This window comes from Arthrobacter alkaliphilus, from assembly GCF_021483235.1.
GTDB classification, from domain to species: Bacteria; Actinomycetota; Actinomycetes; order Actinomycetales; family Micrococcaceae; genus Arthrobacter; species Arthrobacter alkaliphilus.
Genome location: NZ_JAKEEC010000032.1, coordinates 1 through 12,014 on the forward strand (window position 1 = coordinate 1; position 12,014 = coordinate 12,014).

Consider the following 12,014-nt stretch of genomic DNA (forward strand, 5'->3'; position numbering starts at 1 on the left):
CCCACATCCGCAAAGCCATCATCGCCCGCGACCAAGGCTGCGCCTTTCCCGACTGCACGATCCCCGCACCCTGGTGCGAAGCCCACCACAGCACCTACTGGTCACAAGACGGACCCACCGGAACAGACAACGGCATCCTCTTATGCAGCCACCACCACCACGTCATCCACAAAGAACAATGGACAATCACCACCGACTCCGGCACGCCATGGTACAAACCACCACCCCACATCGACCCGGACCAAACACCCCGACGCAACCACTACTTCAGACCCACCCGAAGATAAACGCCCGGACATAACCCACTCGGGGACATGAACAACAGGGAATGAAGCGCAGGCCAAGAAAGACAGGGGTTGACTGCCGGCCCGCCAGAAGCAGGGCCCGTCAAGGGGAGAATCGCCGATTAAGCGGGCGTACCGCCGTCGACGTCTGCCGTTGCCTGTTCGCGGACCGCAGCCATTCTTTGGACGACGGTGACAGCCGTTGCGGCGGCGAGAAGGACCAGGGTCACCAGCAAGACGACGGGAGGAAGGCCCAGTCCGGTCAGGCCGGTGACGAGGAGCACGGAGATAAGCCGCTCCGCGCGCTCGGCGATGCCCACATTGGCGTAGAAGCCCAGGGATTCAGCCTTGGCTCGGGCGTAGGACACCACCATCCCGAGCACCAGGCAGGCCAGGGACGCGATTGCGATCGCACTGTTCCCACCGCCCGTGAAGAACCAGATGGCGACGCCGGTGAAAATGGCGCCGTCCGCCAGCCGGTCCAGCGTGGAGTCGAGGAAGTTTCCCCACGGGCCGCTGCGTCCCTGCACCCTTGCCATGATGCCGTCCACGACGTCGGACAGCGCGAATACTGCGATCAGCAGCGAACCCCACCAGAGCTGCCCAAAGGGGTAAAGAATCAGGGCTCCGAGAATGACGCCCGCGGTGCCGACGACGGTAACGGCATCCGGCGACACCCCCATCTTGAGCAGGAACCGGGCCATGGGCGAGAACAGCCCGGTAAAGAATCCGCGGGCATGCCGGTTAAGCATCCGTCTCCCCGGACAGATCCGACTCTTCCGGCCAGGCGTCGGCCACTTGCTGGCGGACCTCGTCAAGGGTCTGGGTCACGGCCTTCGTCTGGGCGATGATGGGGAAGAAGTTACCGTCCCCACCCCAGCGCGGAACCACGTGCTGATGCAAGTGCGCGGCGATTCCCGCACCGCCGGCCACACCCTGGTTCATGCCCAGGTTGAAGCCGGCCGGATTGGCCACCTTTCGGAGCACCCGCATCGCGGTCTGCGTAAGCTCCGCCATTTCGGCGGTTTCCTGCACGGTGATGTCGGTGTAGTCCGGAACATGCCGGTAGGGGCACACCAGCAAATGACCGGGGTTGTAGGGGAACAAGTTGAGTACCACGTAGCAGGTCTTGCCGCGGCGCACGATGAGGGATTCCTTGTCCGTGCGGCTCGGGGCCACGCAGAACGGGCAATCGTCGTCGCTGAACTGGTTCTGCCCGCCCTTGATGTACGCCATGCGATGCGGAGTCCAGAGGCGTTGGAAGGCGTCAGGAACGCCTGCGAGGCCGAAGTCGTCGGTCACTTCGGCATCGCCCGGATAGTCAGCTGTCACGCCCGTGTTCTCCTGCACTTGTCCCCTGCCCCCGTAGTGTCCGGCTGTCAGCTCTCGCGGTTCTTCACGGCGTCCACGATCCTTCGGACGGCCTCGGCAACGGGGACACCGTTGTCTTGGCTGCCGTCGCGGAAGCGGAAGGACACCGCACCGGCCTCTGCGTCCTCTCCGCCGGCAATGAGGACGAAGGGAATCTTGTCCTTGCTCGCGGTGCGGATCTTCTTCGGGAAGCGGTCCGAGGAAATGTCCACCTCGGCACGGATGCCCGCGGCCTTGAGTTGGTCGACGACGTCGAACATGTAGTCGTTGAACGCCTCTGCCACCGGAATGCCCACCACCTGCACGGGTGAAAGCCACGCCGGGAAGGCGCCCGCATAGTGTTCGGTCAGCACGCCCATGAAACGCTCCACCGAGCCGAACAGGGCGCGGTGGATCATGACTGGACGCTGGCGGGTGCCGTCGGCGGCCTGGAACTCCAGTTCGAACCGTTCGGGCAGGTTGAAGTCGAGCTGGATGGTGGACATTTGCCAGGTCCGGCCCAACGCGTCCTTCGCCTGCACCGAGATCTTGGGACCGTAGAACGCGGCTCCACCCGGATCCGGAACCAGTTCCAGCCCGGAAGCCTCCGCTACCTCGGCGAGGGTGCGGGTGGCTTCCTCCCAAGTGGCGTCGTCGCCGACGAACTTGTCTTCGTTCTTGGTGGACAGTTCGAGGTAGAAGTCGTCCAGGCCGTAGTCCTTGAGCAAGCCCAGGACGAAGTTCAGGGTGGTGGTGAGCTCGTCCTTCATCTGCTCGCGGGTGCAGTAGATGTGGGCGTCGTCCTGTGTCATGCCGCGGACGCGGGTGAGTCCGTGGACCACGCCGGACTTCTCGTAGCGGTACACGGAACCGAACTCGAAGAGCCGCAAGGGCAGTTCCCTGTAGGAGCGGCCGCGCGAGCGGAAGATGAGGTTGTGCATGGGGCAGTTCATCGGCTTCAGGTAATAGTCCTGGCCGGGCTTGCGCACGGTGCCGTCCTCGTTGTGCTCCGCGTCGATGTGCATCGCCGGGAACATTCCGTCCTTGTACCAGTCCAGGTGGCCTGAGACTTCGTAGAGGTGGCCTTTGGTGATGTGCGGGGTGTACACGAACTCGTAGCCCGCGTCGACGTGCCGCTGGCGCGAGTAGTCTTCCATTGCCTTGCGGATGATTCCGCCCTTGGGGTGGAACACCGGCAGGCCGGAACCCAGCTCATCCGGGAAGGAGAACAGGTCCAGTTCCGCCCCGAGCTTGCGGTGATCGCGGCGCTCGGCCTCGGCAATGCGCTCCTGGTACGCCTTCAGCGCGTCCTTGGTGGGCCAGGCGGTGCCGTAGATACGCTGCAGCTGCTGGTTGTTCTGGTTGCCCAGCCAGTATGCCGCCGAGGAGCGGGTCAGGGCGAAGGCGTTAGAGATCAGTTTGGTGTTCGGCAGGTGCGGTCCGCGGCACAGATCGCACCAGACGCTTTCGCCGCTCTTGCGGTCCACGTTGTCGTAAATGGTGATGTCGCCGGCACCCACCTCGACATTGACGCCCTCACCGGCGTCGGAGGCGTCGTTCTTCTTGCCCAGCAGTTCGAGCTTGTAGGGCTCGCCCTTCATGGCTTCGCGGGCTTCGTCTTCAGTGACCACCCGGCGGACGAACTTCTGGTTCTGGTTGATGATCTTCTGCATCATCTTCTCGAGCTGCCGCAGGTCTTCAGGGGTGAAGGGCTCGGCGACGTCGAAGTCGAAGTAGAAGCCGTCGGTGATGTAAGGGCCGATTCCGAGTTTCGCGTCCGGGCGAAGCTGCTGCACAGCCTGGGCCATGACGTGCGCGGTGGAGTGGCGCAGGACGTTGAGTCCCTCGGGCGAGTCAATGGTGACGCCGTCAACCTGGGCGCCCTCGGGCAGCACTTGGTCAAGGTCCTTAAGTACGCCGTCGACCCGGGCCACGACAACATCGCGGCGTTCAAAGAAGAGTTCCGCGCCGGTGGTCCCCTCCGTCACCTTTGTCTCTTCGCCATCGACGATGAGGGTGATCTGCTGGGCATCTGACACGGGTGTCTCCTATTCATTGATAAGGCTTCATAGCTTGTGGCGTACGGGGACCACAGCCAGCCATCGTCCATCGTATCCGTTCGGGCTGGGGCAGCCAAAGCCCGCGCAGGCGCGCCGTTTTCCCCACGGAGCCTACGCCGTTTTCCTCATGAAGTTGGAGTGCATGCCCGCACTCGGGCGCCCCCGAGGGCGCCCGATCCAAGCAGCGGCGCCTGATCAAACGCAGCGGCGCCCGACATGCCAGGCGGTCAGCGAAGCCGCTTCAGCGGAGGGCTACTAGTGGCCTACCACGCTTCGCGTTTCGCGCTTCCGCCATGCGGGTTGGTGAAACAGGTGCAAGTGGTGTGCCTGGCGCTCAAGCGACGGGGTCCAGCGTCCGTGGCTTCTATCCTTGACGAGGGCCGTTCCGGCAATCTCCCGGAGTGCGGATATCCCGCGGACGGCCGACTGTTTGGTGGCAAAGGTCGTGGACATGGCAACTAGCTCGCCTTCGCCGTCGCGCAGCGCAATCCTGTACCCATCGTTGGGTCCGTCAACCAGCTCAAAGTATCCAGCCATTGTGTAGCCTCCTTTGAAACCCGAGATAGTAAGGGCACTTACTAGTGTAGCGAGCCAGGGTCCGTTTGGAAGGCCGTTCTTTGGGACTAGGGTGCCTGGCTAAGGCTTGGTTTCAAGCAATGCAAGCAGGGCACTGCCGTCCGGACTGCCCAGCCCGGTGCAGGGATCCCAGCCGGGTCCTGCCTGGTAGCTTCCATTGGAGCCTGAGGTGATGTCATGGAAGCCCGACGCCGGTTGCTTGCCGTATTGGTAAAGCAGCGGCTGGATCAGGCCGAAGCGCTTGTTGGTGGCCTGGGCGAGCCGGGCGACGAGCGCTGCCCACAGCGGTGCCACCGCACTTGTTCCGCCGATCACCATGTCTTTCCCGTCGACGCGCACTTTGTAGCCGGTCTGCGGGTCGGCAACGCCGCTGACGTCGGGAACTCCCCTTCCCCGGTTCTTGGGAGCATGTCCATGCTTGGCGTGCCCCGTGATGCCCGATTGCCAGGAGGGGACCGGAAAGACGTCGCTGAATCCTCCGCCGGTAGCCGAGTGGGGGCCGTCGTTCCAGACAGTTTCCGCGGTGATCACACCCGTTGCCGTGTCCGCTTGAAGCCGCGTTCCGCCACAGGCCAGCACATGCGGGCTCGACGCCGGAAAGTCGGCGTGGTCCTTGTTGTCCGTTGCGCCGTCCGTGCTGCCGTTGTCCCCTGCCGCAGCTGTCACCGTCACGCCGAGGGCGGCGGCGTCGGCCATGGCCTGGTCGAAGGCCGTCCGGGCCTGGCCGGTCCACGCGTCTTCGCTTTGGCCCCAGCTGATGCTGATCGCGGCGGGCGCCGGGGTTGCGTGGGAGGCTGCGACAATCGCATCCAGGAACCCCGCGTCAGTGTTGGGAGCGAAGTAGACCACGATGTTGGCCTTTGGCGCCAAGGCGCCCACCACTTCGATGTCCAGCAGGACTTCCCCGTCGGCGCCGGAGGGATCCTGCCCCGGCTGGTTCGCCCCGCCGTCGACTCCTACCGCGGTGACGCTTGGGGTGGGGATACCGAGACCCTGGAAGTACGTGTCAAGGTCTTGCTGCCCGTACCCGCCGCCCAGCTCGAGGATGGCGACCGTCTGGCCCGTCCCATCGGTTCCCGCAGGGAAGTTGTATATTTTTCCCAGCTGCGGAGGGGTGTAGCTTGTGGCGGCGGCGGCGAGGGGAATGGCGCGGAATTGGGCGCGTGCCTGCGGCCGGTCGTCCAGGCCGAGGACGGCCACGACGACGCCGTCGAGGGCTGCCGGTATTTGGAGGCCTCCGGTGCGATGCCGATGCGTGACAGCAGTACCGTCCGGACTTCGGCTGGTCAGTTCGTCGAGGGACGTCCCGAAGATACCGCTCATCTGCTCCACGGTTCCGGCCAGCCGGATCCTGCGGCTGGCCGCGTCCGACTCCACGACCTCGAGACCGAGATCTGCGAAAGTACGTACAGCGAGGTCCAGGTCCGCGGCCGATGCGCCGTACCGGGACGCCAGTTCCTCCCGCGAAAGGGGGGCGGACGGAATGTCGGCCATCTCTTCCTGGCGCCTCAGGACCACGATCACTTCGATCCGACGGGAAGGGTCAACGGGACCGAGAATTTCCCGGACGCCCGGAGCGGGATTCCTCTCCGATCCTGGCAGGGGAACGTTTTGCGTCTCCCCCGGGCGGCGATCTTCCGGATTGTCCTGCATCGACATTGGTGCCTCCTACGCTCGCGCTAATAGAGCTCCATCCCTGCGATTATGCACCAGGAGCCACTTTGGCACCACGGCACGGAAGGACCCAAGGTGGCGCCGACCCGATCGTCGACGGCTTGAAAAGCTTGGGCGCTGCGGCCACCCACGGTAGCGTGGGGCCTTGGCGGGCCGTGCGACTGCAGCGGCTCAGGCAGCGGCGACAAAGGAGCGAACCATCAGTAGGTCACACCGAACATCAGCCCACGAACCCGACACTGCAGTAGAGCTGAACCCGGTGTTCAGCCGTCCGGGAGAATCCACTATTTTTCCGCGTTTCACCATTCCGGACGGCGAGTCCCTTCCCTCGACCGCCTATCAGGTTGTCCACGACGAAGCCATGCTGGATGGCAATTCGCGCCTGAACCTGGCCACGTTCGTCGGCACGTGGATGGAACCGGAAGCGTCGAAACTGTACGCCGAGACGTTCGACAAAAACATGATCGACAAGGACGAGTACCCGCAGACGGCGTTGATCGAGACCCGCTGCTGGCGGATGCTCGCAGATTTGTGGAACGCTCCGGATCCAGCCAAGTCCGTCGGCACCTCAACGATCGGTTCGTCCGAGGCGTGCATGCTGGGCGGCCTGGCCCTGAAGCGTCGTTGGCAGCACGCACGGCGCGCGGCCGGCCTGTCCACCGACAAACCCAATCTGGTCCTCAGCTCCGCCGTCCAGGTGTGCTGGGAGAAGTTCTGCAATTACTGGGATGTGGAGGCCCGGTACGTTCCAGTATCGAAGGAACACCAGATGCTGGACGGCTACGAGTTGGACAAGTACGTCGACGAGAACACCATCGGCGTTGTGGCCATCATGGGCGTCACCTACACGGGAATCTACGAGCCCGTGGACCAAATCTCGGCAGCGCTGGACGAAATCCAGGAAAAGCATGGCTTTGATGTTCCGATCCACGTTGACGGCGCCTCCGGAGCCATGGTTGCGCCCTTCCTGCACGAGGAAACAGTCTGGGACTTCCGCCTTCCGCGCGTTGCCTCGATCAACACATCGGGTCACAAGTACGGCTTGGTCTATCCCGGCCTTGGCTGGATCATTTGGCGGGACGAAAAAGCGCTCCCGGAGGACTTGATCTTCCATGTCAGCTACCTCGGCGGGAACATGCCAAGCTTCGCGCTGAACTTCTCACGCCCGGGCGCTCAGGTGCTCCTCCAGTACTACCTGTTCCTCCGGCTTGGATTCGAGGGATACAGGTCTGTCCAGGCAACCTCCCGGGACGTGGCTCTGTACCTCTCAAGCGAAATAGGGGCGATGGACGCGTTTACCTTGTGGAGCGACGGATCCGACATTCCGGTCTTTGCTTGGCAACTCGCCGACGGCTACACGGAAAATTGGAACCTCCACCACTTGTCGGAACGGCTGCGGATGAATGGCTGGCTCGTCCCCGCTTACCCCATGCCGGAGGGATTGAGCGAAATCACCGTCCAACGGATCGTTGTCCGCAACGGTTTCACCCGGGACCTCGCCTCCAGCTTCCTGGCTGACCTCAAGAAAGAAGTCGCCTACTTGGACGCCCTCACAGCACCGATGCCCGCCGATGGGCAGACCAAAGCGTTCCACCACTAACCGGCAGCTTCGCCACCGGCCGACTCAGGGAACACCAGTCACTTCAAGGAAGGACGCTTGCCATGTGCCGATTGTTCGGCTTGCATGCAGGGTCGCAGGCAGTCCGGGCCACTTTCTGGCTTTTGGATGCCCCGGACAGCCTCGCTGACCAGAGCCGGCGCGAGCCCGACGGCGCCGGCATAGGCACCTTTGACGCGTCCGGTCGCGCGCATGTCGCCAAGCAGCCCCTCGCCGCATGGGAGGACCACGCCTTTGCGCGGGAGGCCCGGGTCCTGAAGAGCACCACCTTCCTGGCCCATGTCCGGTATGCCAGCACCGGCGCCCACACCATGGTCAACACGCACCCGTTCGAGCAGGACGGGAGGTTGTTTGCCCACAACGGATCCTTCGGCGATCTTGAACGGCTCGATCAGCGGCTGGCGGAGTTCGGGGTCGCGGACCTGGTCAAAGGCCAAACGGACAGTGAGCGCCTCTTCGCACTGATCACGGCCGAGACCAGGCGCGCAAACGGCGACGTCGGAGCGGGCATCACCCGCGCGATCAGCTGGATCGCCCAGGAATTGCCGGTGTTCAGCCTGAACCTCATCCTGACAACAGCGAGCGACATGTGGGCAGTCAGATATCCGGACACGCATGAACTCCACATTTTGGAGCGACCGGCTGCCCACTCGGCCGGGGCGCCGCCACTGGACGCACGCAGTTCCCGGATTCGAGCCCACAGCAAGGAGGCCTCGGGTGCCGGGCACGTCCTCATCGCCACCGAACCGATGGACGACAATGCCCAGTGGCGCGAGCTCCCCTCCGGCGCACTCGTCCACGTCACTCCGGATCTGGCCGTCACTGTCACCCGCCCCTTCCCGGGAGCGCCCGCACATCCCCTGACGCTGTCAGACCTTTCCCCTTCTGCAGCCGCCTCCCAGAAGCCGTGATTGCCGGGCACAAAACTGTGCTTGGCGACCTCCCGTGAAGCTCGCGTGTTCATCACGTCCGCGCGCCTTTGCCGCACATAAGATCGATCCATGACCGCTGAAGTCGAATCCGATACCGCCTTCGTCCCGGCCGTCCAACTCGACGGGCAACTGAGCATCAATGACGTCCTGCTCGAGTTGGGGTGGGAACCAGTGGTGTACCCGTCTGCCAACGCTGACGCCGGAGATTTCCGGATTTTCTAGCCCGACGCCGGACGCCTGATGCCGGGCAGCCGAAGCGTTCGTCCTGAAGGACCAGCGCCTAGGGCCTCGGCCCCCGGCGGCCGTCCTCGCCACCTCGGTCCTCGTCCCTGGCCCGGCGGTTGCCGTCGTTGTCCCGCTCCCGCCAGGTTTCGCCGTCGTGCCTGTCCCGGCGGTCCCCCGCGCCGTCCGGTTCCGAACGCCTGCCCGCATCGGGGTCCAGCTCTTCTGCCCGGCGAAGCCTGTTTTGCGATGCTTCGTTGGCGCGCTCGGCGGCGTTCTGCTTGTCGATTGCCTCGCGGTGCAGGCGTTCCGCCTCTTTCTCCGCCCGGGCTGCGTCGGCGGCCGCCCGGGCGGCCTCGGCGTTGCGCTCATGGGCTCCGATAGCGTCGGCCTGGGCTTTCTCGCGGAGGTCCGCAGCCCGCTTGCGGTTGGCGGCGATCTTCGCACGGCGCCCATAAACGACGACGGCGACGATCACCGCGATGACCACAATCGCCACCACGATCCAAATCCACAGTTGACCGTCCATTGCAGCTCTCCTCGAAAAGTTAATGTGCTTCCGCCGCGCGGATGCTGGTCCCTCGAGTCAATAGCCTTCAGTGAAGCAAGGCAAGTAGCTTGCACTCGTTTTCGCGCCGGCGGCGCCGGTGCGATGACGGAGTTGCGCTACTCCACGCCCGGTGACGGCGACCGAATGCCATAGGACAACGAGGGTTCGTCGGGAGTAGCGAGGGTAAGCACAGCTTCCTCGACGGTCTCTTCGCCTTCCAGTTCCCGCTCGACGCGACGCAGTGCAATCGCTACATCATGCTCCCGAAGGTCGCCCGTAATATCGACCGCCGCCACCAGGTACAGCTTGCGCGGACCGACAAATTCCAGGTGCAGATAGGTCAGGCGCTCGATCTCCCGGTGTTCCAAGACCAGCATCGCCATCGACTTCTCGAGGTCCGGAGTAACGCCCTGACCGACGAGGAAGCGACGATTGCGGTCGATCAGCACCACCGCGATCACACCGAGAAGGATCCCTACGAAAATGGATCCCAAGGCGTCGGGAAGCGGCGATCCTGTGAGCTGATGGAGGAAGATGCCCAGGAAGGCAATGACCAGGCCGATCAACGCTGCACTGTCTTCCGCGAAGACAGCACGCATGGTGGGATCTGAACTCTTGAGCACTTGCTCCAAGGTACGGCGTTCGAGTTCCCGCGCGGACTGACGCGCCTGCCGGAACGCCTGGACAAACGAACCCCCTTCGAGGACGAACGAAATAGCCAACACAACGTAGGCAACCGCGAAATCCCCGGCAGGCTCGGGCGCGAAAAACTGTTGGATGCCGTGCATCACCGAAACCACGGCGCCGGCTGTGAACAGGCCAAAGGCGGCGAACATGGACCACACGTATGCTTCCCTGCCGTAACCCATCGGATGGGCCTCGTCCCGTTCCTTCGCGGATCGCCGCTCCGCAACGAGCAGAAAGACTTGGTTTCCCGTGTCTGCCCAGGAGTGGGCGGCCTCGGCGATCATCGAAGCGGAGCCGCTCAGCACGGCGGCGACTGTCTTTGCCACGGCAACAAGAAGATTTGCGGCAAAGGCGAAGACCACGGTCTTAAGGGTTGAAAATGACTCCTTGACCTTCTGGGTTTCAGCCATGGAACCTACCGTATCCAACAACCACGGAGTGCACGCCTAGCGGTCGCCGACGAATGACCGGAGGGTGAGGGCGTTGCGGACCGCGTTGCCCTCACCGTCATTGTTGAAATAGGCGAAGACCTCCTTGCCCGCCGCCTCCCATTCAGCAATTCGGTCCGCCCACCAGCGCAGGTCCTGATCGGAGTATGAACCTCCGTAAAGGTGGTGGTGATCCGGCCCATGCATCCTGATGTAGACAAGCGGGGCTGTGGCCCTCAGCACGCAAGGAAGCTGCGCTCCGCTCATGACGCAATAGGCCGTTTGGTGCCGTTCAAGCAGCTCGTAGACTGGCTCCTCATGCCAGCTTGGATGGCGGAATTCGACGGCGACCTTAATCCACTCGGGGAGGAGGCCAAGGAAATAGGCCAGCCGCTCGTCGTCGCGCTCCATTCCCGGCGGCAACTGGACCAACAGCACTCCACGCCTGTCCCCTAGTTCATGCCATGCCGAAGTGATCCTGCTGATCCAGGATTCCGGGGCATACAGGCGCTTTCCGTGAGTGAGGCCACGGGGTGCTTTGGCGGAAAACACAAACCCTTCAGGCAGCCGGCGCCGCCAACTGGCGAATGACGTATCACGGGGCCACCGGTAGAAACTCGCGTTGAGTTCGACGGTCTCGAATTGCCGCACGTAGTACCCGAGCCGCTCGCGCGAAGGTGCGCCGGCCGGGTACAACACGTTCTCCCAGTGGTCATAACTCCACCCCGACGTGCCTACGTGTATTCCCATTCGCAGCCTATGGTTCGACGTCGCTAAATAAGTAAGCTGATGATATACGGGATTGATGAGAGGTTGGTCGAAGGCCATGCGCTTCGGGTCGATTTTCGGGCTGATCGTGGTGATCTGGCTTGTCATAGGAGCAATCGCCGCAGGACAGCGAGGCTACTTCAGCGCTGTTCCCGCGCAGTGTTCCCAGTTCGCAACCATCACCCTGAATATTGTTGCCGGCCCCTTGAACTACATGGGATTGAACCCTGTGGCGGGTTGCGAATTGCCGCGGCCGTCGTGAGCGGACCGGAAGATCCCCTGCCACCGGGGGCGGCTACCGACAGCAGGCATGAGTCCGAGGACCAACGGATGGACCGTAACTGGAACGAACTGCTCCAGGAAATACGCGTCCTGCAAACGGGCGTGCAAATAATCGGCGGTTTCCTTCTGACCCTTCCGTTCCAGCAGCGCTTTGGCACGCTCACAGAGATGCAAAGGTGGTGGTTCCTCCTGCTGGTCGTCCTGGCGACCATGACCACTGGCCTGATGCTGGTTCCCGTCAGCCTGCACCGGAGGCTCTTCCAGCACCACGTCAAGTACCGGCTGGTTGCTGCAGGCGACATCATCGTCAAGGCCGTCGTGGCGTGCGTGTCCCTGCTGATCGCAGGATGCGCCGGATTGATCTTCAGCGTTGCCGTGGCCCCCGAGGCCGGCCTCACCGCCGGAGGCAGCATCCTTGCCGCCCTCGTGGTGCTCGTGCTGCTGTACCCCCTGCTTTCCTGGTCCCCCCGCCGCCGTCGCCTAAGGCCAAAAACGGGACCGGGCACACCCCCTGAAAACCAGCAGCAGGACCGAAATTCGCCCTAGTCTAGGCCCTCCGGAGCAATATAGTAAGTTTGCTGAT

At 63.4% G+C, this 12,014-nt stretch carries 14 protein-coding genes; 6 read left to right on the plus strand and 8 right to left on the minus strand.

Features of this window, described 5'->3' with window-relative positions; all coding sequences use genetic code 11:
- On the plus strand, positions 1–287 hold a 287-nt coding region (locus tag L0B83_RS17440; RefSeq protein ID WP_234759818.1), incomplete at its 5' end, for an HNH endonuclease signature motif containing protein.
- 119 nt (positions 288–406) lie between these two features.
- Here the strand turns inward: L0B83_RS17440 and pgsA are convergent.
- From pgsA to L0B83_RS17465, 5 genes are all read right to left on the minus strand, one after another.
- The gene (pgsA, locus tag L0B83_RS17445; RefSeq protein ID WP_234759819.1) at positions 407–1,036 is read right to left on the minus strand and encodes a phosphatidylinositol phosphate synthase; all 630 of its coding nucleotides are present in this window, start codon (positions 1,034–1,036) and stop codon (positions 407–409) included.
- On the minus strand, positions 1,029–1,634 hold the full coding sequence (locus L0B83_RS17450) for an HIT family protein (protein ID WP_234759820.1): 606 nt from the start codon (positions 1,632–1,634) through the stop codon (positions 1,029–1,031). The genes pgsA and L0B83_RS17450 overlap by 8 nt, the downstream gene beginning before the upstream one ends.
- A 29-nt stretch (positions 1,635–1,663) precedes the next feature.
- Positions 1,664–3,673 (minus strand): threonine--tRNA ligase, encoded by a 2,010-nt coding sequence (thrS, locus tag L0B83_RS17455; RefSeq protein ID WP_234759821.1) that lies wholly within the window; start codon positions 3,671–3,673, stop codon positions 1,664–1,666.
- A gap of 276 nt (positions 3,674–3,949) precedes the next feature.
- Positions 3,950–4,231, minus strand: coding sequence for a YegP family protein (locus L0B83_RS17460; RefSeq protein ID WP_234759822.1), 282 nt, complete (start codon positions 4,229–4,231; stop codon positions 3,950–3,952).
- A gap of 99 nt (positions 4,232–4,330) precedes the next feature.
- Positions 4,331–5,929 carry a S53 family peptidase gene (locus L0B83_RS17465; RefSeq protein ID WP_234759823.1) on the minus strand — a complete coding sequence of 533 codons (1,599 nt, stop codon included), beginning with the start codon at positions 5,927–5,929 and terminating at the stop codon, positions 4,331–4,333.
- 214 nt (positions 5,930–6,143) lie between these two features.
- On the opposite strand from L0B83_RS17465, the gene gad reads away from it, so the two are divergent.
- The 3 genes from gad (at position 6,144) to L0B83_RS17480 (ending at position 8,716) form a co-directional block, all read left to right on the plus strand.
- On the plus strand, positions 6,144–7,544 hold the full coding sequence (gene gad / locus L0B83_RS17470; protein ID WP_234759864.1) for a glutamate decarboxylase: 1,401 nt from the start codon (positions 6,144–6,146) through the stop codon (positions 7,542–7,544).
- Between the two features lie 62 nt (positions 7,545–7,606).
- Positions 7,607–8,473: a class II glutamine amidotransferase gene (locus tag L0B83_RS17475; protein ID WP_234759824.1), complete on the plus strand. Its 867-nt coding sequence runs from the start codon at positions 7,607–7,609 to the stop codon at positions 8,471–8,473.
- A 90-nt stretch (positions 8,474–8,563) separates the two neighbouring features.
- Entirely contained in the window at positions 8,564–8,716 is a 153-nt protein-coding gene (locus L0B83_RS17480; protein WP_234759825.1) for a hypothetical protein, read from the plus strand.
- Positions 8,717–8,774: 58 nt separating this feature from the next.
- Here L0B83_RS17480 and L0B83_RS17485 read toward each other — a convergent pair whose 3' ends face one another.
- The 3 genes from L0B83_RS17485 to L0B83_RS17495 all read right to left on the minus strand — a co-directional run bounded on the left by L0B83_RS17485 (position 8,775) and on the right by L0B83_RS17495 (position 11,131).
- Positions 8,775–9,245, minus strand: a complete 471-nt coding sequence (locus L0B83_RS17485) for a hypothetical protein (RefSeq protein WP_234759826.1) — start codon at positions 9,243–9,245, stop codon at positions 8,775–8,777.
- Positions 9,246–9,382: 137 nt separating this feature from the next.
- Positions 9,383–10,363, minus strand: a complete 981-nt coding sequence (locus L0B83_RS17490) for a cation diffusion facilitator family transporter (protein ID WP_234759827.1) — start codon at positions 10,361–10,363, stop codon at positions 9,383–9,385.
- Positions 10,364–10,399: 36 nt separating this feature from the next.
- Complete coding sequence (locus tag L0B83_RS17495) at positions 10,400–11,131, minus strand: DUF72 domain-containing protein (RefSeq protein ID WP_234759828.1); 732 nt, start codon at positions 11,129–11,131, stop codon at positions 10,400–10,402.
- A gap of 55 nt (positions 11,132–11,186) precedes the next feature.
- Here L0B83_RS17495 and L0B83_RS17500 point away from each other — a divergent pair, with 55 nt between their 5' ends.
- Both L0B83_RS17500 and L0B83_RS17505 read left to right on the plus strand, forming a co-directional pair.
- Positions 11,187–11,411: a hypothetical protein gene (locus L0B83_RS17500; RefSeq protein WP_234759829.1), complete on the plus strand. Its 225-nt coding sequence runs from the start codon at positions 11,187–11,189 to the stop codon at positions 11,409–11,411.
- Positions 11,408–11,977, plus strand: a complete 570-nt coding sequence (locus L0B83_RS17505) for a DUF6328 family protein (RefSeq protein ID WP_308194018.1) — start codon at positions 11,408–11,410, stop codon at positions 11,975–11,977. The genes L0B83_RS17500 and L0B83_RS17505 overlap by 4 nt, the downstream gene beginning before the upstream one ends.
- Positions 11,978–12,014 lie beyond the last annotated feature (37 nt).